27 protein-coding genes are annotated in these 26,497 nt (G+C 63.4%); 14 read left to right on the top strand and 13 right to left on the bottom strand.

The genetic code is table 11. The features are described from left to right. Nucleotides 1–155 precede the first annotated feature (155 nt). From ACIQUS_RS15345 to ACIQUS_RS15325, 5 genes are all read left to right on the top strand, one after another. A complete protein-coding gene (locus ACIQUS_RS15345) occupies nt 156–905 on the top strand; it encodes an SDR family oxidoreductase (protein ID WP_403048182.1) in 750 nt (249 codons plus the stop codon). 31 nt (nt 906–936) lie between these two features. After that, the gene (locus tag ACIQUS_RS15340) at nt 937–1,350 is read left to right on the top strand and encodes a cupin domain-containing protein (protein ID WP_403048181.1); all 414 of its coding nucleotides are present in this window, start codon (nt 937–939) and stop codon (nt 1,348–1,350) included. A gap of 68 nt (nt 1,351–1,418) precedes the next feature. After that, a complete protein-coding gene (locus ACIQUS_RS15335; RefSeq protein ID WP_403048180.1) occupies nt 1,419–2,516 on the top strand; it encodes an HlyD family secretion protein in 1,098 nt (365 codons plus the stop codon). Then, nucleotides 2,513–4,114 (top strand): DHA2 family efflux MFS transporter permease subunit, encoded by a 1,602-nt coding sequence (locus tag ACIQUS_RS15330; protein WP_403048179.1) that lies wholly within the window; start codon nt 2,513–2,515, stop codon nt 4,112–4,114. Before ACIQUS_RS15335 ends, ACIQUS_RS15330 begins: the two co-directional genes overlap by 4 nt. A gap of 4 nt (nt 4,115–4,118) precedes the next feature. After that, nucleotides 4,119–4,400 (top strand): hypothetical protein, encoded by a 282-nt coding sequence (locus ACIQUS_RS15325; RefSeq protein ID WP_403048178.1) that lies wholly within the window; start codon nt 4,119–4,121, stop codon nt 4,398–4,400. A 10-nt stretch (nt 4,401–4,410) separates the two neighbouring features. Here the strand turns inward: ACIQUS_RS15325 and ACIQUS_RS15320 are convergent, their stop codons facing one another. Continuing rightward, nucleotides 4,411–5,313 carry a LysR family transcriptional regulator gene (locus ACIQUS_RS15320; RefSeq protein ID WP_403048177.1) on the bottom strand — a complete coding sequence of 301 codons (903 nt, stop codon included), beginning with the start codon at nt 5,311–5,313 and terminating at the stop codon, nt 4,411–4,413. Between the two features lie 110 nt (nt 5,314–5,423). Here ACIQUS_RS15320 and ACIQUS_RS15315 point away from each other — a divergent pair, with 110 nt between their 5' ends. The 3 genes from ACIQUS_RS15315 to ACIQUS_RS15305 all read left to right on the top strand — a co-directional run bounded on the left by ACIQUS_RS15315 (nt 5,424) and on the right by ACIQUS_RS15305 (nt 7,746). Continuing rightward, nucleotides 5,424–6,257, top strand: a complete 834-nt coding sequence (locus ACIQUS_RS15315) for a hypothetical protein (RefSeq protein WP_403048176.1) — start codon at nt 5,424–5,426, stop codon at nt 6,255–6,257. A 91-nt stretch (nt 6,258–6,348) separates the two neighbouring features. After that, a complete protein-coding gene (locus tag ACIQUS_RS15310) occupies nt 6,349–7,317 on the top strand; it encodes a glycine betaine ABC transporter substrate-binding protein (RefSeq protein WP_403048175.1) in 969 nt (322 codons plus the stop codon). A 45-nt stretch (nt 7,318–7,362) separates the two neighbouring features. Next, nucleotides 7,363–7,746 carry a VOC family protein gene (locus tag ACIQUS_RS15305; protein ID WP_403048174.1) on the top strand — a complete coding sequence of 128 codons (384 nt, stop codon included), beginning with the start codon at nt 7,363–7,365 and terminating at the stop codon, nt 7,744–7,746. Nucleotides 7,747–7,946: 200 nt separating this feature from the next. On the opposite strand, the gene ACIQUS_RS15300 is transcribed toward ACIQUS_RS15305, so the two are convergent. Beyond that, a complete protein-coding gene (locus ACIQUS_RS15300) occupies nt 7,947–10,190 on the bottom strand; it encodes a TonB-dependent siderophore receptor (RefSeq protein WP_403048173.1) in 2,244 nt (747 codons plus the stop codon). Between the two features lie 283 nt (nt 10,191–10,473). Between ACIQUS_RS15300 and ACIQUS_RS15295 the strand changes: the two genes are divergently transcribed. Further along, nucleotides 10,474–11,775, top strand: coding sequence for an Nramp family divalent metal transporter (locus tag ACIQUS_RS15295; RefSeq protein ID WP_403048172.1), 1,302 nt, complete (start codon nt 10,474–10,476; stop codon nt 11,773–11,775). A gap of 215 nt (nt 11,776–11,990) precedes the next feature. Beyond that, on the top strand, nt 11,991–12,743 hold the full coding sequence (locus ACIQUS_RS15290; protein ID WP_403048171.1) for a carbonic anhydrase: 753 nt from the start codon (nt 11,991–11,993) through the stop codon (nt 12,741–12,743). Nucleotides 12,744–12,802: 59 nt separating this feature from the next. Here the strand turns inward: ACIQUS_RS15290 and ACIQUS_RS15285 are convergent, their stop codons facing one another. Next, entirely contained in the window at nt 12,803–14,080 is a 1,278-nt protein-coding gene (locus ACIQUS_RS15285) for a flavohemoglobin expression-modulating QEGLA motif protein (RefSeq protein ID WP_403048170.1), read from the bottom strand. A gap of 136 nt (nt 14,081–14,216) precedes the next feature. On the opposite strand from ACIQUS_RS15285, the gene ACIQUS_RS15280 reads away from it, so the two are divergent. Continuing rightward, entirely contained in the window at nt 14,217–14,879 is a 663-nt protein-coding gene (locus tag ACIQUS_RS15280; RefSeq protein ID WP_403048169.1) for a class I SAM-dependent methyltransferase, read from the top strand. Nucleotides 14,880–14,925: 46 nt separating this feature from the next. Here ACIQUS_RS15280 and ACIQUS_RS15275 read toward each other — a convergent pair whose 3' ends face one another. The 4 genes from ACIQUS_RS15275 to ACIQUS_RS15260 all read right to left on the bottom strand — a co-directional run bounded on the left by ACIQUS_RS15275 (nt 14,926) and on the right by ACIQUS_RS15260 (nt 17,164). After that, the gene (locus ACIQUS_RS15275; protein ID WP_403048168.1) at nt 14,926–15,663 is read right to left on the bottom strand and encodes a tetratricopeptide repeat protein; all 738 of its coding nucleotides are present in this window, start codon (nt 15,661–15,663) and stop codon (nt 14,926–14,928) included. Between the two features lie 360 nt (nt 15,664–16,023). Next, nucleotides 16,024–16,212 (bottom strand): DUF1289 domain-containing protein, encoded by a 189-nt coding sequence (locus tag ACIQUS_RS15270; RefSeq protein WP_403048167.1) that lies wholly within the window; start codon nt 16,210–16,212, stop codon nt 16,024–16,026. Further along, nucleotides 16,196–16,588, bottom strand: coding sequence for a hypothetical protein (locus ACIQUS_RS15265; RefSeq protein WP_403048166.1), 393 nt, complete (start codon nt 16,586–16,588; stop codon nt 16,196–16,198). Before ACIQUS_RS15265 ends, ACIQUS_RS15270 begins: the two co-directional genes overlap by 17 nt. A gap of 96 nt (nt 16,589–16,684) precedes the next feature. After that, the gene (locus ACIQUS_RS15260) at nt 16,685–17,164 is read right to left on the bottom strand and encodes a cysteine hydrolase family protein (RefSeq protein WP_403048165.1); all 480 of its coding nucleotides are present in this window, start codon (nt 17,162–17,164) and stop codon (nt 16,685–16,687) included. 210 nt (nt 17,165–17,374) lie between these two features. Here ACIQUS_RS15260 and ACIQUS_RS15255 point away from each other — a divergent pair, with 210 nt between their 5' ends. After that, nucleotides 17,375–17,872 (top strand): HIT family protein, encoded by a 498-nt coding sequence (locus ACIQUS_RS15255; RefSeq protein ID WP_403048164.1) that lies wholly within the window; start codon nt 17,375–17,377, stop codon nt 17,870–17,872. A gap of 63 nt (nt 17,873–17,935) precedes the next feature. Here the strand turns inward: ACIQUS_RS15255 and ACIQUS_RS15250 are convergent, their stop codons facing one another. Further along, the gene (locus ACIQUS_RS15250; protein ID WP_403048163.1) at nt 17,936–18,934 is read right to left on the bottom strand and encodes a zinc-dependent alcohol dehydrogenase family protein; all 999 of its coding nucleotides are present in this window, start codon (nt 18,932–18,934) and stop codon (nt 17,936–17,938) included. A 166-nt stretch (nt 18,935–19,100) separates the two neighbouring features. Here ACIQUS_RS15250 and ACIQUS_RS15245 point away from each other — a divergent pair, with 166 nt between their 5' ends. Next, nucleotides 19,101–20,009: a LysR family transcriptional regulator gene (locus tag ACIQUS_RS15245; RefSeq protein ID WP_403048162.1), complete on the top strand. Its 909-nt coding sequence runs from the start codon at nt 19,101–19,103 to the stop codon at nt 20,007–20,009. On the opposite strand, the gene ACIQUS_RS15240 is transcribed toward ACIQUS_RS15245, so the two are convergent. From ACIQUS_RS15240 to ACIQUS_RS15230, 3 genes are all read right to left on the bottom strand, one after another. Then, on the bottom strand, nt 20,003–20,383 hold the full coding sequence (locus ACIQUS_RS15240) for a DUF6632 domain-containing protein (protein WP_403048161.1): 381 nt from the start codon (nt 20,381–20,383) through the stop codon (nt 20,003–20,005). The two genes, ACIQUS_RS15245 and ACIQUS_RS15240, sit on opposite strands and share 7 nt — an antisense overlap. Before the next feature lie 246 nt (nt 20,384–20,629). Continuing rightward, on the bottom strand, nt 20,630–23,008 hold the full coding sequence (locus ACIQUS_RS15235; protein WP_403048160.1) for a TonB-dependent siderophore receptor: 2,379 nt from the start codon (nt 23,006–23,008) through the stop codon (nt 20,630–20,632). A gap of 354 nt (nt 23,009–23,362) precedes the next feature. Further along, nucleotides 23,363–24,361, bottom strand: coding sequence for a FecR family protein (locus tag ACIQUS_RS15230; RefSeq protein WP_403048159.1), 999 nt, complete (start codon nt 24,359–24,361; stop codon nt 23,363–23,365). Between the two features lie 240 nt (nt 24,362–24,601). Between ACIQUS_RS15230 and ACIQUS_RS15225 the strand changes: the two genes are divergently transcribed. Continuing rightward, nucleotides 24,602–25,084 carry an RNA polymerase factor sigma-70 gene (locus ACIQUS_RS15225; protein ID WP_403048158.1) on the top strand — a complete coding sequence of 161 codons (483 nt, stop codon included), beginning with the start codon at nt 24,602–24,604 and terminating at the stop codon, nt 25,082–25,084. Nucleotides 25,085–25,149: 65 nt separating this feature from the next. Here ACIQUS_RS15225 and ACIQUS_RS15220 read toward each other — a convergent pair whose 3' ends face one another. After that, nucleotides 25,150–25,365: a hypothetical protein gene (locus tag ACIQUS_RS15220; RefSeq protein WP_403048157.1), complete on the bottom strand. Its 216-nt coding sequence runs from the start codon at nt 25,363–25,365 to the stop codon at nt 25,150–25,152. Beyond that, nucleotides 25,362–26,495 (bottom strand): PepSY-associated TM helix domain-containing protein, encoded by a 1,134-nt coding sequence (locus ACIQUS_RS15215; RefSeq protein WP_403048156.1) that lies wholly within the window; start codon nt 26,493–26,495, stop codon nt 25,362–25,364. Before ACIQUS_RS15215 ends, ACIQUS_RS15220 begins: the two co-directional genes overlap by 4 nt. Nucleotides 26,496–26,497: the final 2 nt, after the last annotated feature.

Genomic DNA, 26,497 nt, shown 5'->3' with positions numbered 1-26,497 from the left:
TTATTCTCAGTGGTTGATGATACGGCAGCTTTGGACGAAAAAGCAGGCGCGCGTGAAGCTAAACCCAAGGCCGCTGCAAGGACTTCCCGCCCGCGCCAAGGCACTCTGAAGCTACCCCGACGGCAATACGTGCCGTCCCTAAGCGGAGAGATGCCATGAAGATCGTCGTCATCGGAGGCACCGGCCTCATTGGTTCGAAGCTTGTCAAAAACCTCACCGAACGCGGCCATGACGCGCTCGCCGCCTCGCCCAACACCGGCGTCAACAGCATCACCCGCGAAGGCCTGGCCGCCGCGATGGATGGTGCCGATGTGGTGGTCGATGTGGCCAACGCGCCGTCCTGGGAAGACCAGGCCGTGCTCGACTTCTTTGAAACCTCCACCCGCAACCTGCTGGCCGCCGAAGCCGCCGCCGGTGTCGGTCATCACATCGCCCTGTCGATCGTCGGCTGCGAGCGCCTGCCCGACAACGGCTATTTCCGTGCCAAGGTCGCCCAGGAAAACCTGATCAAGGCCTCCGGCCGGCCCTTCACCCTGGTGCGCGCCACACAGTTCTTCGAGTTTGTCGGCGGCATTGCCCAGTCGGCCGTGGTCGGTGACGAAGTTCACCTGTCGCCGGCGCTGATCCAGCCCATGGCCTCCGACGATGTCGCCGCGGCGCTTACCGACGTGGTGCTGGCCGCGCCGGTCAACGGCACGCTGGAAATCGCCGGTCCCGAGGCCATGCCGCTGGACGAGCTGGTACGGCGCTTTTTCCGCGCCACCGGCGACACCCGCACGGTGGTGCCCGACGTGCATGCACGCTACTTCGGCGATGTGCTCAACGACCAGTCCCTGACCCCCGGTCACCACCCGCGCCTGGGCGCGATCCACTTCGAAGACTGGCTGGCCCGAACGGCTCGCTGACCCCTCGACCTGTCCACCAAGGAGTACCGCCATGTTTACCCGAATCCTGATGGCCGCGGCCATTGCAACGCTGTCAATCACCAGCACCTGGGCCGCCGACCCGGTGCCCGGCAAGGTCAGCCTGGTATTCGACCGCACCCTGCCGAACGTGCCCGGCAAGAGCATGCGCGGCGTGCTGGTGGAGTACGCACCAGGCGCCGCATCACCGGCCCACACCCATCCGAAGACGGCCTTCATCTACGCCACGGTGCTCGAAGGTGCCGTGCGCATCCGCATCGAGGGCCAGCCGGAGAAGGTCTACAAGGTCGGGGAAAACTTCGTCGAGGAGCCCGGCTCCTTCCACGCCGTCAGCGCCAATGCCAGCGACACGCAGCCTGCCAAGCTGCTGGCGGTGTTCGTGCTCGACAGCAGCGAGAAAGAGCTGGTGACCCCGGCAAAAAAATGACCCGATCAACCTGCTGATCGACCCTCGCCAGCCTGCGAGGGTCATCGGCCTTGCACAGGACAACCACCATGAACGCGCTCAAGGACACTGACACCCCCGTCTGCGGTACAGATGCCGGGACCGGTGCCGCGAAGCCGTCACGCAACGGGAAAAAACGGCTTGGCGTGCTGCTGTGCGCCAGCGCCGTAGCCGTGCTGGTGGGCGGCTGGGCCATGGCGTTCAGCAGTGGCAGCACATCGACCGACAACGCTTATGTCCGGGGCGATGTGACCTCGCTGGCCGCCAAGGTGGCCGGCTATGTCACCGCCGTGGAGATCGAGGACAACCAGAGCGTGCGCGCAGGTGACGTGCTGTTTCGCATCGACGACGAGGACTACCGCGCCCACCTGGCCCAGGCCCAAGCCAATATCAAGGCGGCCGAGGCACGCCTGAGCAATGTCGATGCCGAGACCCGCCTGCAACACGCCCTGATCCGCCAGGCCGAGGCCCAGCGCCGCTCGGCCGGGGCCGAGATGAACCTGGCGGACAAGACCCACGACCGCAGTCGCAAGCTGATCGTCAGCCATGCCGTGAGCCAGGCCCTGGTCGATGAGACCGGCGCCGCCCGTTCCAAAGCCGCGGCCACGGTATCCGCAGCTTCAGCAACGGTAGAAGCCCAACAACAGCGCATCGCCGTGCTGCTGGCCCAGCGCGAAGCCGCCGTGGCTGCCGTCGCCCAGGCCCAGGCCGCCGGCGACCTGGCGCAGATCAACCTGGACAGCACCGTGGTACGCGCACCGGTGGACGGCGTGGTCGGCAACCGCCAGGTCCGCGTCGGCCGTTTCGTCACCCCGGGCGCGGCCCTGCTGGATATCGTGCCGGTTCATGACGTGTGGGTCGTGGCCAACTTCAAGGAAACCCAACTCGAACACATCCGCCCCGGCCAGGCCGTGAGCGTGCGAGTCGACGGCTATCCCGACAGTGCCCTGGAAGGTGTGGTCGACAGCGTCGCCCCTGGCAGCGGTTCAGCCTTCAGCCTGCTGCCCACCGACAACGCCACCGGCAACTTCGTACGGGTGGTGCAGCGGGTACCGGTGAAGATCCGCCTGACCCATAACCCGCTGCCGGGGCGCATCGTGCCCGGCCTGTCCGCCCGCGTCGAAGTGGCGCCGGGAGGTGGATCATGAACACCGCCCCCGTTATCGAGCGCCGCCCGCTGTCGACCACCAGCGGCGTGTTGCTGATGACCGGCATCGTCCTCGCCACCCTGACCGAAGCCATCGCCAGCACCGTACTGGCGCTCGGTCGCAGCGATATCCTCGGCGATACCTATGCCACCCCCGACGAGTTCGCCTGGCTGGATGTGGGCTACACCGCCTTCAAACTGATCGGCTTCATGACCGCGTCCTGGCTGCTCGACCGCTGGCCGCCACGCCACGTAGTCGTCGGCGCCACCCTGGCCATGGGCCTGGCCTGCGCCGTGGCCGCCCTCACCGCCCGCCTCGAGCTGCTGGTGGTGCTGCGCATCGTCCAGGGCTTTGCCGGTGGCACCCTGCTGGTCGGCGGCCAGGCGATCATCTTCGGCGCCTTCGCCCGCGCCCAGCAACCCGTGCTGCAAGCACTGTTCGCCATGGGCGCCGTGGTCGCCTCGGCGACACTTGCCCCGGCCCTGCAGGGCTGGTTGATCGACAGCCGCTCCTGGGTCTGGATCTTTTTCTGCGTGGTGCCACTGGCCCTCGCCGCCAGCGGCCTGCTGCTGGTCGCCGATGCGCCGCGGGCTGCCCGCAACGCCCCGCGCCCGTTCGACCTTGTCGGCTTTGCGCTGATGGCCGTCACCCTGCTGTGCTTCACCTACGTACTGAGCCAGGGCAGCCGTTGGGACTGGTTCGAGGCGCCGCGCATCCTCTGGCTGACCCTGATCGGCAGCGCCGCCCTGCTCGCCTTCATCGGCCATCAGGCGCTGGCCAAGGGCGTGGGCCTGCTGGATTTCAGCCTGTTCCAGTCGAGCGATTTTTCCTTTGCCCTGATCGTCAGCTTCGTCGCCGGCGCCGCGCTGTTCGGCAGTGCCTACCTGATTCCCGCATTCGCCCTGTCGGTGCTCGGTTTCAGGCCGACCGATGCCGGATTGCTGCTGTTGCCCAGTGGCGGCTGCTTTATCGTCGCGCTGCTGATCGCCGCCTGGCTGATGCAGGCCCGCCGCGTGGCGCCCTTCGCCACCGTACCGTTCGGCATCCTGATGATCATGGTGGCGATGTGGATGTTGTCTGGCTCCACCAGCGAGAGCGGCGCGATCGACATGATGGGCGCCGTGCTGCTGCGTGGGTTTGGCCTTGGCTTGCTGTTCCTGTCGATCACCCTGATCGCCTTCAGCGACCTGAACCGGCGCAACCTCGCCAGCGGCATCGGCCTGTTCAACACCGGTCGCCAGTTGGGCGGCCTGATGGGCGTGGCGGCCCTGCAGACCCTGATCGAACACAAGGTAGCCACCAGCGCGGTGATCCTTGGCAGCCACGTCACCCCGGGCACTGGCGCCGTCGTCGAACGGCTCTCGACGCTCTCCACTGTACTGGCCGGCAAAGGCATGGACGCCGTGGCCGCCGGCCGGGCCGCCACCAACCTGCTGGGGCGGGCGCTGACGGGCCAGGCCACGGTGATTGCCTTCGATTCCGCGTTCCTGGCCGTGACCCTGCTGTTCGCGGTGGCGGCGCCGATGCTGGTGGCCATCAAGATCGGCTTTGCCCGGCACGGCAAGACGCAGACTCAACAACCCATAACAAGCGAGTAACGTGATGACCGAATCGACCCGGCACCTGCAACAGGTCCGCAACTCCTCGCTGTTTCGCTGGGCAGCGATGCTGCAATGGCTGGGTGCCGTGCTGTTCCTGCTGGCGGTGGGCCTGGCGCTGTTCACCGACCTTCGCCAGGAGGTACGGGGTGTCCTGCTGATTGCCGTGCTGAGCATGCTGGGGTTGCTGTCGCTGGTGCCGGCACGCTTCATCCTGACCGTGCAGTTGATGACACCTTCCGGGGCGAGCAAGGACAAACCAAGCCAGAAGCCCCCGGCACAGTGACACCCCCGCTTCACTGCCCTTGTGTCTGCTTGACCCAGTCGGTCAGCGCCGCGACCATCTGATGCACTTCGCTGGACTGGGGTTCGGAAGGACGAATGATGGCGTTCCAGGCGATGTCCAGCCCGTCATTGAGCGCCGCCCAGGCCAGCTCCCCACGCGCAAGGCTCGGCGCCACCAGGTCACGCTGCAGGATGCTGATGCCGTGGCCCGAGCGCACCAGCTCGACGATGGCTTCGATCAATTCCACGGTGATCATGCGCCGGGGCAGGATGCTCGCCGGGGCGAAGAAGCGGTCGTATTCCCAGCCCTTGGCGCGCTCGGTCGAGTAGGTCACCAGGTTGTAGGTCTTGAAGTCTTCGGCATAGATATTCGTGCGCCCGGCCAGGGGATGGTCGGTGGCCATGATCGCGATCAGGTCGTCACGAAACAGCGGCAAGCGGGCGACCCCGCTGGGCACCATGCCGTCGTCGATGATCGACACGTCCAGCTTGCCCTGCATCAGGCTGGCATAGACATCGCCACGGGGCACGGTGACCAGGGTGATCTCGATATCCGGGCGCAGCGCCGAGTAGTGCTTGATGAACTTCGGAATCCAGCGAAACGGGCCGTAGGAAGTTACCCCCATGCGCACGAAGGCAGTGACCCCGCCGGCCAGGGAGCGGGCCTCGGATTCCGCCTCGTTGAGGATGCCGATGATGTCCCGCGCCGCCCGCTCCAGGCGCACCCCCGCAGGGCTCAGGCGCAGCTTGCCCGCCGAGCGCTCGGTCAGGGGCACGCCCAGGCGCCGCTCCGCCTCGCGCAGTCGATGGCTCACCGCCGACGGGGTCACCCACAAGCGCTCGGCCACCGCGGTGATCGAGTCGAGCTCCGACAAGGCTTGCAACATCACGAGGTGGTCCAGGGTGAGCTTCATGGCGTGGCGACCTGAATTTAATTCACAAAAATGCGTAAAATTATGAGCGTGACTTCATTTTTCCCGCAGCGCAATCTGATTCCAGCACCAACCACTGGAGAATTACAACAATGACTGCGCCCGCCTTCACCGCCCCCCTCGGCGACATCGTCGACCTGACCCGCTACCCCCTCGCCGATCGCACCAGCGCCGCCTACCTGGCCCTGGTCAGCCAGAGCCGCGCGCGCCTTGAACAGGAAGGCGTGGCGATCTTCCCGGGCTTCGTGCTGGATCCGGCGGTTGCCGCCATGGCCGAGCAGACCCTGGCGCTGCAATCGCAGATGTTCCGTTTTCGCGAGCAGCACACGGTGTACTTCAAGCCACAGGAAGAGACCGCCGACCCGGCCCACCCGCTGCGCCGCTTGATGGAGACGGAGAAAGACACCGTCGCCTACGCCGACATTCCGGCCGACAACCTCACCCGCCTGCTCTATCAGTCGGACGACGTGCTGGCGTTCATCAAGGATGTACTGGGCCAGGACGTTCTCTATCGCCATGCCGACCCGCTGGCCGCGCTGAACCTGCAAGGCTTTGCCGAGGGCCAGCAACTGGGCTGGCACTTCGACCGCTCGGATTTCAGTGTGACGCTGTCACTGCAGGCGGCCAATGGCGGCGGCGACTTCGAGTACGTGCGCATGCTGCGGCGCGAAGACGATGATTGCTATGACGCGGTCGGCCGCTTCCTCAACGACCCGGCGACGCAAAAGGTCGAGGTGCTGCCCCAGGTGCCCGGTACCCTGTCGTTGTTTCGCGGGCGCTACTCGCTGCACCGGGTAACGCCGGTCGTCGGCGAGCGGCTGCGACTCAATGCCGTGCTGGCTTACGTCGACAAGCCCGACGTCGAGTTCAGCCCCTATGCCCGCCAACTGTTCTACGGGCGTACCACGGCAGGTTCTGCGATCTGATAGCGGTTGCTGTTCAGGGGCCGGCACTGGCCTGCAACGTGCGGCAAGCGCGTGCCCGCCCTCCCCGATTGCTGTTACGGAGCGTCTAATAATGAATTACAAGAAGACCCTGCTGACAACGTTACTTTCCCTCGGCCTGCTGGCCGGCAGTGCGGCAAGCCAGGCGGACGACTGGTGCGCCTCCGGCAAACCGGTGAAGTTCGCCGGCCTGAGTTGGGAAAGCGGGATGCTGCTCACCGACATCATGATGATCCTGTTCAAGGAGGGCTACGGCTGCCAGACCGACCAACTGGTGGGCAACACCATCATCATGGAGACCGCGCTGATCAGTAACGATATCCAGGTGTTCGCCGAAGAATGGATGGGCCGTAGCGAGGTGTGGAAGAAGGCCGCGGCAGCCGGCAAGGTCGTGGCCGTCGGTGCGCCGATCCTGGGTGCTGCCCAGGGCTGGTATGTGCCGCGCTACGTGGTCGAGGGCGATGCCAAACGCTCTATCCAGGCCCAGGCCCCGGGCCTGAAGACGGTGGCCGACCTGGCCCGCTACCCCGAGGTCTTCCGCGATCCCGAGGAGCCGTCCAAGGGCCGCTTCTACAACTGCCCCGCGGGCTGGATCTGCGAGGTGGACAATTCCCAGATGCTCAAGGACTACGGCCTTGAAAGCACCTACACCAACTTCCGTCCGGGCACTGGCGCGGCGCTCGATGCCGGCGTGCTGTCCAACTACAAGCGCGGCAAACCGGTGCTGTTCTACTACTGGTCACCCACGCCGCTGATGGGTCAGATCGATGCGATCAGGCTGGAAGAGAAGCCTGGCGTGGACAAGACCGTCACCACCCGGGTCGGTCTGTCCAAGGACTTTCATGAGCAGGCACCGGAGCTGGTGGCGGTGCTGGAGAAGGTCAATGTGCCCATCGACCTGCTGAACCAGAACCTGGCGAGGATGAGCCAGGAACGTATCGAGTCTCCCCGCCTGGCGAGGATCTTCCTCAAGGAGCACCCGCAGATCTGGCACCCCTGGGTCAGTGAAGCCGCCGCACAGAAAATCGACGCAGCGCTTTAGTGCTGCCCTGTCTTTGCCTTGTTTCCCAACCCTGAGGAACACCTGATGAGTATCTTCACCCACGTCACCGTCGGCACCAACAACCTGGCCGATGCCCGCAACTTCTACGACAGCGTCCTGGGCAAGCTTGGCCACACGCGTATCGCCGACCTGGGCGACAATGGCTCGATCTGGGGCGAGGATGCCCCGTCCTTCTTCGTCCTCAAACCGGCCAACGGCGCACCGGCCAGTGTCGGCAATGGCGTCACCGTAAGCTTCCAGGCCCCCGACCGCGCAACCATCGACGCCTTCCACGCCGCAGCCCTGACAGCCGGTGGTAGCGATGAGGGGGCGCCGGGGCCACGCGGCTGGGCGCCGAATGCCTATGCTGCGTACGCCCGCGACCTGGACGGTAACAAACTGGCGGTGTACTGCTTCAAGCCCGCCTGACCGCCACCCTGTAGCCGCTGCCGAGGAACGAGGCTGCGATCGACGGCGCAGCAGGCGCAACCCGGTCACCTCGTTGTACCTGACAGACTGAAGTCGCCAGGTTTTACGGTCGCTTCGCGACCGATCGCAGCCTGGCGGCAGCGGCTACACCATCAATGCAGGCCAGACCTCTGTGCAAGCCGGCGGGTTCAGGTACTGCTTCAGAACCGCCCGCTCAAACTGACCAGGAAGCTGCGAGGCTCGCCGTAGAGGTTGCCATACCCGGTCGAGGAGACGGTGCTGTAGTAGGTCTTGTCGAACAGGTTGTTGCCGTTCAGCGCCACCGTCCAGTGCTCATCCAGGTCGTAGGCGGCACGCATGGAGTAAATCGCGTAGCCGCTTTCGACGAACGAGTAGTCCAGCGAGTCGCCGGCACCGGCCCCCAACGGCACCACCGAGCCGGATTCGCTGTGTTCGCTCTGGGCAATCACTCCGGCGCCGAGACTCAAGGCGGGCATGCGCTGGAAGCGGTAGTCGCTCCACAGTTTGAACAGGTGACGAGGGGTGTGGGTGCTGAAACGAGCATCACCGTCACGCTTGTTCTCGTTGGAGTTGAAGGTGTACCCCAGCGCCACCTGCAGGCCCGGCAAGACTTCGCCGTTGAGCTCCACTTCAAAGCCTTCGCTCAACTGATAGCCATTGCCCACGTAGCAGCAGGATGTCACCGCGCCCCATTCACGCGGATAGCTCGGGTCGAGTTGGCCCTCACCCTTCTTCTCGATGCGGTACAGGGCGAAGCTTGCGAGCAAGCGGCCGTCAGCCAGTTCGCTCTTCACACCGATCTCGTAGTTGGTACCGGTCAGCGGCTCCAGCGCCTTGCTGCCCGGCGGCGGGCCCTGCAGCAGGGTCGCCTGGGATTTGTAGATCTCGGCGTGACTGGCGTACAGGCTGGTGGTCGGGGTCAGGTCGTAGACGATGCCGTAGTAAGGCACGAACTGCGGATCTTCCTCGACCGACGACAGTTTCTGGCCCGTGGCACCGACATACTCAGTGTCTTCCTTGAGGGTGTAGCGGCCGCCGACGATCAGCGACAGGTCATCCATGGGGCGGATGCGCAACGAGGTGTAGGAGCCGACCTTCTTCACATCGGTGGAGGTATCCGGGAAGTTCTCCGCCGTCGGGTAGTAAGGTGGCAGGGTTGGCGAGAACACCGAATCGGCGTAGAGCATGTTCCAGTAGCTGCCGCCCTTGCCCTCTTTCTTGCTCGCATCCACGCCGACGGTCAGGTCGTGCACATGACCGAACATCTCGAACGCGCCCTGCAGGTTCAGGTCGAGGGTGGTTTCGGTGGTACGGAAATCATGCTGGTTGTTCCACCACACCCCGCCCTCGCCGCTGACCGGGTCGATGGGGTTTTCCAGCTCGACGACGTTTTGTGCGTTCTCGTTGATGTTGTGCCGTACGTTGGCCACAGCCTTCCATGAATCATTGAGCTGCTGATCCAGGCGCGCGAACACCGTGGTGCTCTCGATGTCGTTCCAGCTCCAGGGCGTGGTCAGGTTGGTGCTGCGCGGCAAACCCAGGTCGCTGCCGTCGGAGTAGCGTCCCAGGGTGTTGCGTACACCGTTGAGGTCGTCGCGCTGGTGGCTGAGGCCAAAGAACAGCAGCGTGTCTTCGCTCGCATCGAACTCGAACGAGGCGTAGTTCAGGTTGCGTTTCTTGTGGTCGTAATCGACGAAGGAGTGCTTGTCTTCGAGCACGCCGACGTAACGCCCGCGCAGGCGCCCATCCAGGCCCAGGGTGCCGGTGACATCGAACTCGCCGCGGTAATTGTCCCAACTGCCGGCAGAGGTCAGGGTCTTGACCTGGGTTTCGGCCATGGGCCGTTTATACATGAGGTTGATCACCCCGCCCGGCTCGCCGGCGCCGTAGAGGCCATCGGCACCGCGCAACAGGCCGACGCTGTCGAACTGGGCCAGGTCTTCATAGCGGCTGCTGTCCAGGATGGTCGAAGTGGCGCCGCCCTCGTAGCGCACGTCGTTGATTTCAAAGCCACGGGACACATAGGTGTTCTTGGCCCAGGCCTCCTTGCGGGTGACCCCGGTCATCTGGTTCATCACCTGGTCCATGGTCTTGAGCTGCTGGTCTTCCAGGCGCTTGTTGGTGATGACCGTGACCGACTGGGCAATCTCGCGCAGTTTTTGTGGTCCCTTGCCGCCGATGGCCGTCATCCCTGGCGCATAGCTGCCGGAGTTTTCGGTGTTCTCGGCAAGGAACTCGCCCTCGATACTGGTGGCCGCAAGCTCAAGGCCGTGGGACGGTTCGGCAGTTTCCTCGACCAGCGCCTCCTTGGCAGGGACTTCAAGGGTTTCGGCCCTTGCCGGGTCTGGCAGGAAAGCAGCGGTGAATCCCAGGCACAGGTGCAGTGGAAGCGGTTTGAGCCGGGAGAGATGTCGGGGTAGCATGCGCAAGATCCAAATGGTAATTATTTTCGTTTGCGAATTATTTATATTCGAGAATAATTATCAAGATATTTCTTACAAAAAACTTGGCGTATGGCTTACAGATGCTTAAGCCGCAATGCCGATGGCCCGGACGATATGGCGGGCTGGCAGTAACGACCCAGCGGACAACGAACGACATGGAAATATTTAGTAACACTCTCCGAAAAACCAATGTTGTACGACGTCATATCTAATATGATTGACTTCGCCTGCTCTCACAAAAACAACAACGGAGACACCCTCGATGACCAGCATTCCTTCCGTGGAAGGCCAGGCTGCGGCGCCTGCCGAACGCCGCGTTACCCGATTGCTCAAGCTGCTGGGCCCCGGCATCATCGCCGTGCTGTCCTGGCTGGGCGCAGGTGATCTGATCACTTCCTCGGTGGCCGGCGCCAACTACGGCTACGCGATGATGTGGGTGCTGGCGGTTTCCCTGCTGCTGCGCTACCTGATCGTCAACATCATTGCCCGCTTCCAGCTGTGCAATAACCAGGGCATGACCATCCTCCAGGGCTATGCCCGGCTGCACCCCTTCTTCGCCTGGTTCATGCTGGTCTATGCCCTGCTCATGGGCCACCTGATGAACGCCTACATGATCAAGGGTGCGGGTGAATCGCTGGCGATGCTGCTGCGCGTCGACTACCCCCTGCTGTGCTCGCTGGCGGTGGTGCTGGCGGTGTGGTTGCTGGTGGGGCGCAATATCTATTCGATGATCGAAGGCGTGATGAAAGCCCTGCTGGCGATCATGACCCTGGCCTTCATCGCCTTGGCGGTCATGTCCGGCCCGGATGTGAGCGGCATCGTCAAAGGCACCATCGGCTTCAGCATTCCCGCCGATGAAGGAGTGCACGGCGCGCTGCTGGTGGCGGTCTCGGTGATCGGCGCGGTGGCCGGCTCCATCGCCAACTTCGTGCACCCGTACGTGATGCGCAAAAAGGGCTGGACGGGCCCGGAGCACAAACGCATCCAGCGCAACGACCTGCTGTTTGCCGTGTTCGTCGGCATCGTCATCAACCTGGCGATCTGGATCGTCGGCGCAGAGATCCTCAGGCCCAACGGCATCGAAGTGAACACCCTGGGCGACCTGGGCAAGGCCCTGGAAATCTTCTTCGGCCCGATCGGCTGGTATGTGTTCTTCACCGGCGTGTTCGCCACCCTGTTCGCCAGCATTTCCGGCAAGACCACCGCCTTCCCGATGCTGATCACCGATGCTCTGCAGCACGTCAGCCCCAAGCGCCGCGAGCGCTACGGCAAGGAGTTTCACCACGACCCGATGCACAAGTGGTTCATGCTGTTCATCCTGGTCACGCCGCTGATCTGGTCGCTTCCCGGCATGCCGGACTTCGTCACCCTGACCATCGGTGTCAGCGCCCTGAACATCGTCGGCCTGCCCGTGATCTCCCTGGGCCTGCTGATCATGTCCAACCAGAAGTCGCTGCTGGGCAAGCAGTACCGTAACAACCTGTTCGAAAATATTGCGCTGCTGTTTGCTACGGGCCTGGCGCTGTGGGTGGCGTTTCAGCTGGGCCTCGATCTGTTCGCCTGAAGCCCGCCGTTCCCGGTGGTTTCACCAACGCCGGAGCTATCGTTTCAAGGTGGCTCCGGCGTGCGTTGTGTCCTGCCCGCTCGGCACGAGCGGGGCCGGGGAAATTGTATGGTTACAACTCGGCTAAACTGCATAGTCCCAGTGCTGGATAGACTCCATGGCACTGCCCTCCAACAGCAGTTACTCCAACCGTGTTGACCTGAGTACACTCGCTCATGTGTAAATCATGTGATTCATCCTCAACTGCAAACCCCACGGATCGTCGTCGATTCCTTCGCCTTGCCGGACTGGGAGCAGGTGCCCTGCTGCTGGCCGGTGCACTGCCCGGGCGCATTGTCCAGGCCGCGGAAAAATCGTCTGCGCCGCCCAAACCACAAAACGTCCTCAGCCCCGACCAGGCGCTGAAACGACTGATCGAGGGCAATGAGCGGTATGTGAGCGGCAACTCCACCACCCACGATTTCACGGACGAGCGCGAAGCGCTGGTGTCGGGCCAGAACCCCTTTGTCGCCGTGTTGAGTTGTTCCGATTCGCGCATCGCGCCTGAGTACGCGTTCGATACCGCCCGCGGCGATCTGTTCGCCATACGCCTGGCCGGTAACTTCGTGACCGGCGAAGGCCTGGCCAGTCTGGAGTATGCCGTTGCAGTGCTCGGTGCCCCGTTGATTCTGGTGCTGGGCCATGAAAGCTGCGGTGCCATCGAGGCCGGTATCAAAGCAGTGAAAGACAAGGCCAGCTTCCCAGGTCATATCCCGAAACTGACGGAGGCACTCAAAGCATCGGTCGAGAAAGCCATCACGCAACCCGGCAACCTGATGGAAAATGCCATTGCGCAGAACGTCAAAGACTCGGTCGAGCAGTTGAAAAAGGCCACGCCCCTGCTCACCGATGCCCTCGAAAAAGGCAAGTTGAAGGTGGTCGGCGGGGTCTATCGGCTGGCCACCGGCAAAGTGGAGATGATTGCCTGAGTCAATGCGCTCGGCGAGGCAGCCCGGCTGCCTCGCCGTTACCGCACCCACACCCCGAATCACCGGGCACTGGCATCCGCTTCGTGCTCGTCGGCGAACGCCATGAACACCTTCAAGTCGAGGACCTCCAGCTTGATCCGGGCAATGAAGGCCGAGAAGGCCAGGTTGGCAGCGAGCCGCCGCATGTCACTGGCCCAGACCGGCACATAGGTCGGCGCCTGGAGCCAGCCGGACTCGAACAGGGGCGACAGGCGTACGGTATCGGCAAGGTTCAGGCGCCCCGCAAACAAATGGCCCACCAGTTCCGGGCGGTTGTCGCGGATCGCAACACGCAGCAAGGTATGCACACCGAGCAAACCGGTCAGGTAGGCGGCATCCTTGGTAAAGGCTGAACCGCCCCGCACATCGGCGCCACGGAAAATCCGTTGGGTGGAACGGAAGGACTCTTCCGGCGACTGGCCGGCCTGAATAAACCCTTCGAACACCTGGATGAAATCAGCACCATCCAGCGCCTGCTGGACCGCAATCACCCGCAGGGCAACGCGACGCAGACGGTTGATGTCCATGCTGCCGGTGAACAGCTCGGCCAGGGTGGCAATGCCCTCCTGGGTCTCGGTGGTGCGTGGCGCCCCCAGGCCCAGGCACTTGAGGTTGGCCTGGTTGGCGCCGTTCTGCGCGGTGGCGACATGCACGAAGGCCTCGTGCTGCAACAGCTGCTGCTTGTCCAGCTCGCTGAACAGGGCACTGGCACGCAGGCGGATGCGGCTGGTCCCGGCAATGGCCTTGGCGGCCAGGGCCGGATCGAGCACGATCCTGATCCGCTGCGCACCGAAGAAGCGGTCCAGCTCCGGCTGCATCCAGGCGGCAAATTCCTCGGCCGGGATATCGGCCTCGCTCGGCGGGATCTGGTCGCCGCCCAGCAGGGCGTCGGTGGTCTTGAGGAAGAAACGGGCCGCGTCGAGCATGGTCAGTTTCTGCCTGGGGTAGTAGAAATCCGGACGTCGGTACAGCGCCGCCGAATACCCGGTGAACGCGGGCATGCCGATGGCCCCCAGCATGCGTCCGGCGGTGGCGTAGCTGTGCGCGGTCATGGCCAGGAAGCGCCCGGCCGGGTGGCCCTGATCGCACTTGCCGATAAAGGCTTGCAGTGCGGCGATGTCGGCGCTGTGTTCGCGCGGCTGCAGTTCGACCCTGGGCAACTGCGCGTTGCCGGCGCGCCATTGCGCGAGGAAGTCCTGTTCGGCACCCTCCGGCCAGGCCAGGGCTTCGAGCACGCGGATCTTGCGGGCCAGCCCGGGCAGCGCGGCATCGAGCTCGGACAGGGAGAAGGCACTCATGGCGGCGTCCTTGAGAGGCTAGGTATCATCGCAACAGCTTAGTCGCTGGCGATACCGTGCGCGGCGCCGGCGACAAAGACGCACGCGCCGGCGTTTGGCCTATCCTTCTCCCTGAATCCCCAGCCTGGTCAGCCCCATGCCTGCCCCCGAAACCACCCTCCTGCACAGCTGGCAACTCAACGCCCAGTCCTGGATCGAGGCCATCCGCAACGGCCGCATCGACAGCCGCCTGCAAGTCACCGACCAGGCCATTCTGCTGGCCATCCTCGGCCGCCAGCCCGGGCGCGTGCTCGACCTGGGCTGTGGCGAGGGCTGGCTGTTGCGGGCACTGGCGGACCGGGGCATCGAGGCGGTTGGCGTGGACGGCGAGGCGGCACTGGTGGAGGCAGCGCGGGCGGCAGGTTCTTCGCAGGTGCACCTGGCGAGCTACGACCAACTGGCTGATGCCACGGTGGACATCGGCAGCGGCTACGACCTGATCTGCGCCAACTTCGCCCTGCTGCACCAGGACATCATCCCCCTGCTTGTCGCCATGAACGCCCTGCTCGCTCCGGCGGGCGCGCTGGTGATCCAGACCCTGCACCCCTGGACCGCGGCGGCGGGCAACTACCAGGACGGCTGGCGAGAAGAGACCTTCGCCGGGCTCGAAGGACAGTGGCAACCCATGCCCTGGTACCTGCGCACCTTGTCCAGCTGGATCAATGCACTGGACATGGCCGGCTTTCGCCTGGCCGGGCTGCAGGAGCCGCAGCATCCGCAAAGCCCTGTACCGCAGTCGCTGTTGCTGGTGGCCATGTAACGTCGTGGTGCACCGCGTCGATACCGACCCGGCACATGCCCGGCATTCAACTCTGAATCAGAATGGCACCGGACGGAATCCGCTTGCGCAGGTGCTTGCAGCTGGCGGGTGCCGGCTGATGGCCCGCCGGGCGGTCAGGAAACCAGATTCGGCATTGGCCTGGAGGCGGCAAATGGCCTCGGGGAATCGTGATCTCAGGCTGCGCGGGCGCGCGCTCAAGTGAAGCCATTTGCATTTCGCCTTCGGAAGCTGACCTGCCCGCCTCTTCACGCTTGAGGGGCTGCGTGGGGCGCTCGGTCTGCGACGTGAACGCCTGGGTGCTGGCAACGTCTGCAGCGGGGCTCTTTTCGAAGAGCCCTTCCAGCCACGCCCGGATGGCCCCGCGTTCCTTTTCAGCGGCGACCGGGGTATTTGCAGCCTGGGCCTTCTGCGCGGCTTCGATCAGCTGGATATTACGATTGCGCAACTGGACGTTGTTGCCCACGCCGACGTTGGATCGCAGCGCCAGGGTTTCAGCCTGTTGGTACTGCCCCTGCTGAAGCCGCAAGACACCCAGGTAGTGCAGCGTTGCAGGATTGTTCGGCTGGATCTGCAGCGCACGCTCCAGGGTAGACGCAGCTTTCTCCAGCTGGCCATCGACATACTGCTGCGAGGCGGTTTCAATCAGCGCAGTGGATGCCTTGTTGCTCTGTGTCGTGGTGTTTCGCTCGGCCGCCAGCGCGCACTGCGACGCGACAGCGCAAAACGCCAGAAGGATACCGGGTAGAAAACGCGGGGTTGGCATCGAGGACGGACTCGCAAGGTTCGAACGGCACTGTCGTCAAACAGGCCCCCTGCGCTGCTCGGCGGCAATGGCTGCACAACCCGGAAGAAGGGGCCTTTATTGACCTGTCCTGCTCCTTGAAGTTCCCGCACGGCCTGGACGACAGCAGGCGTTTTCGAGCCCGCCGATCAAGCGGTCATGGCTATTTTTGGGTTCCTCACGGAATGTCGGGGGGATAGGATCCTTGGGCTTGGGCTTGGGCTTGGGTGTTAAGGTTGTACGCTTATCCATTTCCTGTGGCGACGCTGCTGGGAATGGATAGGCTCGCAGCCTCAACACCCAAGCCCAAGGCCCCTATTCCCCCGGAATTCCGTGAAGAACCTATTTTTTGCCTTTCTTTTTGCTGAGCGACTTCATCCGGGCGCTGGCCTTTTGCACCGTCGCCATTTTTTCCGGACGCTTCATGCCCCGCCACTTACGGATTTCTTCCCGGGTTCGCCCGCAACTGACGCACATCTCGCTGTTCAGCTGGCACAGCGAAACGCACGGGTTTTCAATGTCCTTGGCCATGCTTTGCCCCCAAACGTTGCCGTGAGCCCAGCCGTGCGGCCCAATCCCCGCCGTGCACCTTTGCGCAGCGCTCCTCGGAGTCGACCTCGACATGAGCGGTGATATCCAGCACGGTGATGCCGATATCCTCAAAGGCTGCTTGCGTAAGCCTCTGCATCCTCGCCTTGCTCTGGCTGGCGAGCGCCGCATTCATGTGCCTGTCGCTATCGAAGACCCAGGTGACGATGAGGCTTTCTGGAAAACGGTCGTAGTCGACCCGATGGGTGAGCCACTCAAAGCCGATGATTTCACTTTTGGCCACTTCGCAGGCCCAGGTCAGCGCCCGCGCCAATTCGCGTTCTAGGCTTGCGTGCCTGCGTTTCGATGAAGCCTTCACATGCTCTCCACAAATTGCCATTGCGCGCAGGTCGATGCCATGCGCGCGATACCGCGCAAGCACAAAGCGCCGCGCCCCCTCTCCCGCCGTGCGGACTCATGCATCCAGCGCGGCAATCACCTCTGCGCAGGTCGTCACCTGGCCGAAGTGATGCTTCCACAGATCGATCCCCAATTGCCCCGACCGGTCCAGGGATGAGCCAACGGTCAGGTCGGTCACCAGCGTCGGGGAAAGTCCGGCATCGAACAGCGCAAACCCGGCGGCGAGCACACAGGTTTCGGTCTGGATGCCACACACCAGCACACGCTCCGCGCCGCACTGCTTGAGGTACTCGAGCATTTCAGTGGTCGGCCCGTAGCCGTGCTTGACGAACACCTTGTCGGCCTCGACCAGGCTTTCGTCTTGCGCGGCCGGGTGCCAGCCGAGTTGCCGTTGAAACGGGGTTACCTGCTCGTCATGAAGTTCGAGCGACACGATGGTAGGAATCTTCGCCGATAACACCCGCACACCATCCACCAGCCACTGGGGCGGATTGAACGTGGATTGGACATCCACGCTGAGCAAGACCTGGCGCATGGCGACTCCCGAACACTGACTGAGGGGGCGAAGTATATCGCTGCAGGCACTGGCCGGGTGGGTGTTTGCGTCGTGAGCGAGCATTTTTGCAGCGATACGGCCGCCAATCCCTTCAGGATTTTTGTTGGCGATAACAGATAGCTGTCGGCCAGAAGCGGACGTCGGTCCACCGCAATGCTACCCTGCGTCGGACCCACTCAAGGCTGCCCCATGGACATTCCGTCTCGCTTGATCATCCATGAGTCCAGGTACTGGATTCTCAATCACCGCATGGACAGTGCATTGCCGGGCTACTTGATGCTCACCGCAAAGCAGATGACCAACTCCCTGGCAGCGCTACCGACCCAAGCGCAAGCGGAGTTGGGTGTGTTGCAGGCGCGTATCCAGAAAACCATCGAAGATCATCTACAGCCAAAACGCTTGTACATCGGCCGCTTTGGGCATGATGCCGGTTACTCCATTCACTTCCATTTCATCCCGGTGTATGCCTGGGTAGAAGCCTTGTTCTGGGAAGACGAAAGGTACAGGCTGCTGCAATCCTTCGGCTCGATCGACAGTACGCTGCCGCAAACAGATGGCGCAGAACTGATGCTGTTTGTGTGGCGAGAATTTTGCGAGCGCCCTGTGCCGCCTCCGGTACAAGGCCCCTCTGTTGATCACGTTATTGCGGCCTTGCGTAGCGCTTTCGATGCTCAGCAGCCTGGTTAGCCTGGATAAGCGGCATGCTTGCGGGAACAGACAGCATGCCACCGTCAGCTCTGGGGCCACCGCCTAGAGGATGTCGATCACAACCTTGATGTCTGCGCCCCCCTCGACCGCGTCGTGTGCAGCCATCGCACTATCCAGGTTGAAACGGCGTGGGTCGAGCACTGGGCGCACCTGGCCCGCCTCGACCAGGGCGGCAATGCGGCGCAAGATGTCACCATGGTGCTGGCGGCGTTCACCGCTGAGCATGGGGTGCAACACGAAGACACCGCTGATGTCAGCCGAGCGTAGTGAGGACACCGCCAGGTTTTGCGGCCCAAACGCTGCGCAGCTGACAATGCGACCGTAGTGGCGTGTTGCACCAAGCGATGCTTCCAGCGAGGCACCCCCTACGGTGTCATAAACAATGTCGTAACCCTGCCCGTCGGTGTAGTCCTGAACGTACTGCTCAACGCTGGTCCTGGTGTAGTCGATGGCCGTTGCCCCCAGTTCACGCACCAATGCCTGCTTGCCCGCACTGGCCGTCGCGAATACCTCGGCGCCCAGTGCCTTGGCGATCTGCACAACCATATGGCCGACGCCACCAGCGCCTCCTTGTACCAGCACTTTCTGGCCTGGCTGGACGTTTGCGCGATCCACCAGCCCTTCCCATGCAGTGAGTGCCACCAGAGGCAGCGCTGCGGCTTCGCGCATCGTCAGGTTTTTTGGCTTCGTTGCCAGCAGCATGGCGTCGACGTTGGCGTACTCGGCCAGCGAGCCTTGCAGCCCTCGCACACCGCCGGTCAAGCCGTAAACCTGATCACCCACGGCGAACCCACTGACATCGGCACCCACACCAACGACCTCACCGGCCATGTCTGTACCCAGCACCGCAGGCAGTGCGGGCATTGCGTAGGGGGCCTGGCCTTTGCGGATCTTGTAATCGATCGGATTGACGCCGCTGGCATGAATCTTCACCTGCACCTGGCCGGGGCCTGGCGAAGCGAGGTCGATGCGGGCGTCACGAAAAGGCGCGCCGTCGTAGTTATCGAGGATGAGCGCACGCATGCTGGTCGAGGTGGTCATGAAATGCTCCGGAAAAATGAAAGAAGGGGGTTGTCAGGGTGTACTCAGAACGCCTGCTCCATCGGGCGCAGTATGCTCAGGGCGTTACTGGCAAAAAATGGAAATATTTAGATTTCAAAATGGATAATATTGGAATAATCGAAATGACCTTGCCGAGATTGCAACCGTGCTTAATCGCCTTGAAATGTTACGTATCTTCGTGGCCGCCGCCGAAGCCAGCAGTTTCAAGGAAGCCGCCCTTCGCCTGGGTATTTCACCGCAGGCGGTGACGCGCGCGGTGCAGGACCTGGAGCGCTTGCAAGGTGAGCTGCTGTTTCATCGCAATACTCGCAACATGCGCATTACCGCCTACGGCGAAGCACTGGCGGGCCAGGCCAGGGACAGTGTCGAGCAGCTCGATGCATTGTTCCGCCGTCAGGATGCGCAAGCGGATCACGCGTTGAGCGGGGTGGTTCGCCTGACGGCTCCGGTCGCGTTGGGGCGTCTGCGTCTGGTTGATGTATTGACCCGTATTGCCGCTGATTACCCGCAGATAAGCTTCGATCTGCACCTGAGTGACCAGCACTCGGACGTGGTGGACGAGAAGATCGACATCGGTGTGCGTTTTGGTTTCATGCGCGACAACCGATACATTGCTCGCCGCGCCACTAGCCAGCGGTTTCACGTAGTAGCGTCCCCCGCATTGCTCGAACGCGTTGGGGTACCGGAGCGCGTGGAGCAGCTCGATGCATTGCCGACTTCGGCATTTCTCGATACCAGCACGGGTCGTCCATGGCCCTGGTTATTTGCGGGCGGCGTGCAATGTACGCCGGCACGACCGCGTTTCATCGTCAACGATAGCGAAGCCGAGTGTCGTGCAGTCCTGGCCGGTCTGACCTTCAGCCAGATGCCATCCTTTCTGGCCGGCCCCTACATTGCTGACGGACGCCTGGTACCCGTATTGGCTGCGCTGGAACCCGAACCTTGGGATCTCTACGTTTACCGCCCACAGCGTGGCCCGGTACCTGCGCGTATTCGTCTCGTCTACGATCACCTCGTTGCAGCGTTGGCGCAGTTATCTACACCGCTTCAGTAAGGTTGGCGTGAGCGGGGCGTCAAGATGGCCAAGGCAACCGCCACGATGAAGAGCGCTGGCACGTCACCTGCCAAGTGCCCCATTTGCCCCGGCTGGGTGACCGCCTGGACGGCCATGATTCCTCCGTGTACGGCGCTGGACCACACGGTGAACCAGATCAGGCTCAGATTGGCTAATGGATCACGTGCGGCCAGGATCAAGAACACGCCAAGTGTGGCGTAGATGCCAACGATCATCATCGGGTAGTCCGAGTGACCGACGTGCCAGGCCCAGCCGGACGGCCAGGACAACATCAGTGGGTAGAGAGCAAGGCACGCGAGGCCAGCCAACACCAGAACGACGCGCAAATACCTGAGGCGATCGACTACGGTCATGGCGGACTCCCTCTTTGGGGCTAACGCTAAATTGACCCCCGGAGTGAGGGCCGCTGCTTGAAAAGATAGCTGGAAGCGCCTTGCTGACCTGGCATTCAACGTTGATAGGGTAAAGCCTGGAAGAACCCTGGACGTAGGAGCGGCCTTGTGCCGCGAAGGGCCGCAAAGCGGCCCCGACGGTATCTACGCTCACGCATGACCCGTGGGGCCGCTGCACGGTCTAGCGCGACACAGGCGACAACGGGTTTACCAGTTGTAGGTAACGGTCCCGTACACCGTACGCTGCTGCCCATACTGGCAACCCACGTTGCTGAAGCACCCGGCCACGTAGTCTTCGTCGAACAGGTTGGTGGCGTTCAGCGAGACCTCCAGCCCATCCAGCGACGTGTCCATCTTGCCCAGGTTGTAGGCCACCAGCGCGTCGACCACGGTGTAGCTGTCGACCTTGAAGCTGTTGGCCGTGTCGCCGTAGGTGCTGCCCACGTAGCGGGCTCCGGCGCCCAGGCGCAGTCCTTCCATCAGGCCGCCCTGCAAGGTGTAGTCACCCCAGATCGAGGCCATGTGCTCGGGGACGCGGAACGGCGTGTTGCCCTTGTTGCCGGCCTCCGACTTGGTTACCTCGACATCGTTCCAGGTGTAACTGCCGATCACATTGAAGCCCTTGGTAATCTCGGTCTTGCCCTCCAACTCCACGCCCTGGGAGCGCACCTCGCCTTCCTGGCGGGAGAAACCACCAATGTTCTCGGTGGCGTTCTGCTTGGTCAGGTCGAATACCGCCACGGTGTACAGGCTGTTGGAACCCGGTGGTTCGTACTTCACACCGACTTCGTACTGCTTGCCGGTCTCGGGGTCGAGCTGTGAGTTGTCAGCCGTGATACCCATGACCGGCAGGAACGACTCGCTGTAGCTGGCGTACGGGGCAATGCCGTTGTCGAACAGATAGACGATGCCGGCGCGCCCGCTGAACTTCTCGTCCTTCTGGGTCTGCGGATCGCGGTCGTCCTTCTGGTTGCTGGCCCAGTCGTAGCGGCCCCCTAGCAGGAACACCCAATTGTCCACCTTCAGCTGATCCTGCAGGTACACGCCGGTCTGCGCCAGCTTCTGCTCGTAGCTGGCGCTGCTGAACGGGGTGAAGCTCAGCGGCTGGCCGTAGACCGGGTTGAACACATCGAAAGTGCCGTTGATCAGGTTCAGCGCCTGGTCCTGGTCGAACTTGCCGTTGTTGTAGTCCACGCCGGTCAGTAGGGTGTGCTCCACGGCGCCGGTGGCGAAGTTGGCCTGCACCTGGTTATCCATGGTGAACAGGCGGCCGTCGCCCTTGCGCTCGTCAGCGTAGCGCATGTAGTCGCTGCCCACCGGCATGAGCAGGGCGATTTCTGCGCTGGACTGGCGGTAGTCGCTGTAGCGCACGTTCTGGCGCAGGGTCCAGACCTCGTCCAAATGGTGTTCGAACACATAGCCCAGCGAGGTCTTCTCGTTGGTCATGTAGTCATAGGCGCTGTCGCCGACGTAGGTGTCACGGTCCAGGCGGCCGCGCGGATCATGGAACACAGTGCCCTGGGCCGGCAGCGGGTTGGCGAAGTTGCCGGTCTGCTTCTGGTATTCGGCCAGCACGGTCAACTCGGTGTCGGCGTTAGGCCGGAAGCTGATAGCCGGCGCCAGGTACTCGCGGCGGTTGGTGATGTGGTCGGCCTGCGCGTCAGCCTCGCGGAACAAGCCGGTCAGACGATAGCTCCACACGCCCTCGTCGTCCAGCGCGTCACCCAGGTCGAAGGCGGCCTGCTGGTAGTCGTGATTGCCAGCCTGCAGTTGCACCTGGCGCAGCGCTTCGGTGGTCGGGCGCTTGCTCACCAGGTTGATCTGGCCACCAGGGTCGGAGGCGCCATACAGCACCGAGCTGGCCCCGCGCAGTACTTCGATGCGCTCCAGGCCGTAGGGTTCGGGGGCGTCCCAACCGAGGAAATCCGGCAGAAAGGTGCGGGTGCCGTCGCGCAGCATACGCCCGGTGCCCTGCTGGAAGCCGCGGATGGTTAGCTGGTCGGTGACGAACTGCGGGCCGGCAAGCTCGGCGTTTATACCTGGGGTGTAGCGCAGCGCCTGGGCCACCGTCTTGGGCTGCTGGGCCTGAATCTGTTCACGGGTCACCACCGACACCGAATAGGGCGTCTCGAGGATCGGCGTGTCGGTCTTGGTGCCGGCCGAGGCGCGCTTGGCCACATAGCCGTCGTCCGGCGTCACCGAACTGTAGGCCTGGCCAAGGACGCTGGTGCTCGGCAGCACCATCGCCGCGTCGTCACGGCTGCCCTGCAAGGTCACGTGGTTGCCTTCGATACGGTAGGCGATCGAGGTGCCCTGCAGCAGCTGGCGCAGGGCTTCCTCCGGTTCCATCTGTCCCGACACGCCGCGGCTGCGCAAGCCCGACACGGTGTCCTGGTTGTAGATGATCTGCAGGTTGGCCTGGTTGCCCAGGTCTGACAGCGCCGAGGCCAGGGGTTTGGCCGGGATGTCGATGCGCACGGGCTCGGCCTGGGCCGGCACTGCGGCGGCGATGGCCAGGCCCAGGGTGGCAGCGGCGATGCAGCGGCGCAGCCGGTCTGCCGGTTGTTTCAACAAAAAGGCGCTCATGATGCTCCTGATGATTATGGTTATGTTGGCATGTTGATTGGGTTCTGGCGCCTGGCCAGCGGGCAGACCACGCAGCGTTGCAGGCGAGACTGCGCAAGCATCCCGCTGACGGTATCGCGCAAATACGCGCGTGTTGGGACGACGAAGCGACTGACCAGAGGGGGCAGCAACTGGGTCAATTCATGCAGGCTGGATGTTCGGGGAGTGCTCATCGTCGCGGGTTCCAGGCGGGGCATGCCTGAATGACGAATGAGGTTTTTTTTTGTTCAGCAAATTATCGGAGCTTGCTGTCAGCGCCTATGACGCCATGCACAGCAGGGGCCTGGAGCCCGGGACGCGCTGCAACCGTGGGGATCAGCGCGACGAAATCATGATCACGCCGTCAGCCCGGCGCAGCTTCACCGGCAGCACCCGTGGCAACGCATTGACCAGCTGGCCAAGGTCGCTGGTGTCGTAGATGCCGCCGAAACGCAGCTCGCCGGCCGCGCTGCTGGTGTCCAGCTGCAGCGGCACATCGAGGTAGCGGTTGATCTGCGGCAGGGCGTCGCGAAGGCTGATGTCGTCAAGTACCAGCTTGCCGTTGCGCCAGGCCTGCGCCCGGGACGGGTCGGTGCGACCCAACTGCAGCATGCGCCCCTGTCGCACCACCGCCTGCATGCCGGCGGTCAGCTCAGCGCCCTGGTTGCTCCCCTCGCCGCCGTCGGTGCGAGACACCAGGACGGTGCCCTCGGTAACGGTGACGGTGGTCTGTGCCTCGGCGGTCCAAACGTTGAAATGAGTGCCAGTGACCCGCACGCGGGCGTTGTCGGTGTTGATCATGAAAGGCTTGGCGAGGTCGCGGCGCACATCAAAGTAGGCCTCTCCATCGTGCAACAGTACCTGACGCTGGTCGCGGTAGCCCAGGTACAACAGGCCGGTGCGGCGGTTCAGCTCCACCTCGCTGTAGTCCGGCAACTGCACCTGGCGCCGGCTTTCCTCGGCCAGGTAGTAACGCACGCTGCCCGGCAGCACACCCCACGACCAGCCTGCGGCCCAGGCGCCTCCCACAGCCAGCAGCAACACTGCGGCCCGCGCCAGCCACGCGGTTGGCCGGCGTCGGCGGGCAGGCAACGCCACCGGCGTGGCGGGACGCGGTGGCAACTGCTCGCTGACCTGCCACACCCGACACATCTTCAGGTACTCCTCGGCGTGCACCGGGTCGGCATCGTACCAGCGCAGGAACTCGCTGCGGTCGGCATCGGTGCACTCATCAAGATGCAAGCGCACGCACCAGTCGGCGGCCATTTCGATGGGGGTCTTCGGGGCTTGGGAAGGGGTTGGCATGTACGGGTGGCGGTGAAGAAATTTCGCCAAGCTTACTCCATGTCACTGCCTTGTGGTGGCCTGCTGCCCCAGTTCTGCGCTTTTTAGAGTCAACCGGGTCATGGATATGTCGCTTCACCTGCCGACTGCAAGATCGGGACCGCGCTGGAAACTGGAGAGTTGTTGCAAACAATTCTTAGTAATACTAGATTCTCCAACCTCGCTACCAGACTTCACGAACGGATCAGGTGCCTCATGCAGAAACACGGTGCAGCCCAAGGTGGGCCCACGTTGCTCGACGTGTTCTTTGAGCAGCGTTCGCGCCTGATCGGGCTTGCCGCGAAGATCATCGGCTGCCGCAGCCACGCCGAGGACATTGTTCACGACGCATTCATGAAAGTGGACGATGCTGCCGAAGCGGAGCAGATCCACTCCCAGGCGTCCTATCTGACGCGGGTGGTGCGCAACCTGTCGATCGACCATTACCGCCGGCGCCAGTTCGAGGAGCGGTTGATGTGCCACGACGCCGACAGCAGCGAGTCGCCGGCCATCTTCGGTGAAACCCCGGAGGCGCTGGTATCGGACCAGCAAGTGCTGGAACGCGTTTCCGGAGCCCTTGCCGATCTGCCCGAGCGCACCCGTAGCGCCTTCGAAATGTGCCGGATCCATGGCATGAAACAACGGGAAATCGCCAAGGTCCTCGGCGTGTCACCCGCGCTGGTGAACGCAATGATTCGCGACGCACTGCAGCATTGTCGGGAGAAGGCGCTGTAATCATCACCCTGGCCAACTGGCCTGCGAGCACGAGGGCCGCTATGAGGACCCTGTCCGGCCGGATGCTACAAGGGGACGCGCTGTGCCTTGGGGGCTTGCTGCCCAAGGCGTTTTTGCCGCCACACCCAGACGCCGCCAACGATCATCAGCGGCCCCCCCAGCGCAAGCCATGACACGATGTCGTACAGCCCATCGCCCAGCAGCGCCGACAACAACCCCAGCGCCACGAGCAGGCCGATCAGCAGCGGCCAGCGAAAGACCATCCATAGCCCGCGCCTCATGCCCTTGCCCCCTGCTTTACCGCCAGTTCCGCCCCCGGCACCAGGCGGCGGCGCCCCCACCACAGGTAAACGCCGCTCCCCAGGACCACGATGGCGATCACATCGAGCACCGCCCATACGATCTTCAAGGGCAAGCGTCCGTAGTCACCGAAATGCAGAGGCTGTGAGATCAATAGCGTACGCACGTACAGCGGCATGTCCCGCATGTCGGTCAGTTGCCCGGTCTGGGCGTCGATCAGCGCTGGCTTGAGCAGCTTCGAGGTCACCGGCGTCTTGCCACGCATGAACACCGCATAGTGGTGCTGGCTGCTGAACAAGGTGCCGGGGAAGGCAACGAACACCGGCTCCAGCTCAGGTGCCGCGGCCCTCGCCGTCTCTAGCGCCGCGTGCAGCGAGCCGAGGGTTTTCAGCGGCGGCGCGCTCTTGTACGGGGCGGTCATCTCGGCCAACTGGCCGTTCTGCCACAGACCGACGATGGGCAGCGCCAGCGTGTTGACCACCCCGGTGACGCCCACCACCATCACCCACACCAGCGTGACCATGCCCAGCACATTGTGCAGGTCAAGCCATTGCAGCCGGCGGCTGTGCCCGGTGCGCACCGTGGCAAACGCCAGCTTGCGCATGAACGGGGTGTATACCACCACGCCCGACACCAGCGAAGCCACCAGCAGCAGCCCCATCGCCCCCAGCAACAAGTAGCCTGGCAGGCCGATGAACAGATCGGTGTGCAGGCGCAGCATCACGTCCATGAAGCCAGTCTCGGGTGGCTCGGGCGCAAACAGCTCGCCGCTGCGCTTGTCGAACAGGTGCACATGACCCTCCAGCGGCGGCGGTACCAGGGTCTTGCCGGTGAACACCGCGCCGTAGGCGTCATCCGGTTCCAGGCCGACGAAGCGCACCACCTCGTCCGGACGCGCAGCGAGTGCCCCGGCGATGACCTTGTCGTAGTCCAAGGCCTGCGCATTGGCAGGCAGCGCCTTGGGCGCCGGGTGCGGATCGAAGATCTCCTCGATTTCCTCGTGGAAGATCAGCGGCAGGCCGGTCAGGCACAACAGCAGCAGGAACACGGTACAGACCAGACTGGTCCACTTGTGCACCAGGTACCAGTACTTGAGGGCTTGGCGGGTCATGC

Origin of the sequence: Pseudomonas sp. NPDC090755, from assembly GCF_044769005.1 — a bacterium.
Classification (GTDB): domain Bacteria; phylum Pseudomonadota; class Gammaproteobacteria; order Pseudomonadales; family Pseudomonadaceae; genus Aquipseudomonas.
The sequence above is the reverse complement of the archived record's forward strand: the minus strand, read 5'-3'. Positions and strand labels throughout refer to the sequence as shown.

Coding starts and splice junctions, on each gene's coding strand:
- ACIQUS_RS15215 (WP_403048156.1), bottom strand. CDS start 26,495: ATGACCCGCCAAGCCCTCAAGTACTGGTACCTGGTGCACAAGTGGACC.
- ACIQUS_RS15345 (WP_403048182.1), top strand. CDS start 156: ATGAAGATCGTCGTCATCGGAGGCACCGGCCTCATTGGTTCGAAGCTT.
- ACIQUS_RS15240 (WP_403048161.1), bottom strand. CDS start 20,383: ATGACCGTAGTCGATCGCCTCAGGTATTTGCGCGTCGTTCTGGTGTTG.
- ACIQUS_RS15300 (WP_403048173.1), bottom strand. CDS start 10,190: ATGCTACCCCGACATCTCTCCCGGCTCAAACCGCTTCCACTGCACCTG.
- ACIQUS_RS15220 (WP_403048157.1), bottom strand. CDS start 25,365: ATGAGGCGCGGGCTATGGATGGTCTTTCGCTGGCCGCTGCTGATCGGC.
- ACIQUS_RS15250 (WP_403048163.1), bottom strand. CDS start 18,934: ATGACCACCTCGACCAGCATGCGTGCGCTCATCCTCGATAACTACGAC.
- ACIQUS_RS15330 (WP_403048179.1), top strand. CDS start 2,513: ATGAACACCGCCCCCGTTATCGAGCGCCGCCCGCTGTCGACCACCAGC.
- ACIQUS_RS15305 (WP_403048174.1), top strand. CDS start 7,363: ATGAGTATCTTCACCCACGTCACCGTCGGCACCAACAACCTGGCCGAT.
- ACIQUS_RS15290 (WP_403048171.1), top strand. CDS start 11,991: ATGTGTAAATCATGTGATTCATCCTCAACTGCAAACCCCACGGATCGT.
- ACIQUS_RS15280 (WP_403048169.1), top strand. CDS start 14,217: ATGCCTGCCCCCGAAACCACCCTCCTGCACAGCTGGCAACTCAACGCC.
- ACIQUS_RS15310 (WP_403048175.1), top strand. CDS start 6,349: ATGAATTACAAGAAGACCCTGCTGACAACGTTACTTTCCCTCGGCCTG.
- ACIQUS_RS15285 (WP_403048170.1), bottom strand. CDS start 14,080: ATGAGTGCCTTCTCCCTGTCCGAGCTCGATGCCGCGCTGCCCGGGCTG.
- ACIQUS_RS15275 (WP_403048168.1), bottom strand. CDS start 15,663: ATGCCAACCCCGCGTTTTCTACCCGGTATCCTTCTGGCGTTTTGCGCT.
- ACIQUS_RS15315 (WP_403048176.1), top strand. CDS start 5,424: ATGACTGCGCCCGCCTTCACCGCCCCCCTCGGCGACATCGTCGACCTG.
- ACIQUS_RS15295 (WP_403048172.1), top strand. CDS start 10,474: ATGACCAGCATTCCTTCCGTGGAAGGCCAGGCTGCGGCGCCTGCCGAA.
- ACIQUS_RS15260 (WP_403048165.1), bottom strand. CDS start 17,164: ATGCGCCAGGTCTTGCTCAGCGTGGATGTCCAATCCACGTTCAATCCG.
- ACIQUS_RS15235 (WP_403048160.1), bottom strand. CDS start 23,008: ATGAGCGCCTTTTTGTTGAAACAACCGGCAGACCGGCTGCGCCGCTGC.
- ACIQUS_RS15340 (WP_403048181.1), top strand. CDS start 937: ATGTTTACCCGAATCCTGATGGCCGCGGCCATTGCAACGCTGTCAATC.
- ACIQUS_RS15335 (WP_403048180.1), top strand. CDS start 1,419: ATGAACGCGCTCAAGGACACTGACACCCCCGTCTGCGGTACAGATGCC.
- ACIQUS_RS15270 (WP_403048167.1), bottom strand. CDS start 16,212: ATGGCCAAGGACATTGAAAACCCGTGCGTTTCGCTGTGCCAGCTGAAC.
- ACIQUS_RS15320 (WP_403048177.1), bottom strand. CDS start 5,313: ATGAAGCTCACCCTGGACCACCTCGTGATGTTGCAAGCCTTGTCGGAG.
- ACIQUS_RS15325 (WP_403048178.1), top strand. CDS start 4,119: ATGACCGAATCGACCCGGCACCTGCAACAGGTCCGCAACTCCTCGCTG.
- ACIQUS_RS15255 (WP_403048164.1), top strand. CDS start 17,375: ATGGACATTCCGTCTCGCTTGATCATCCATGAGTCCAGGTACTGGATT.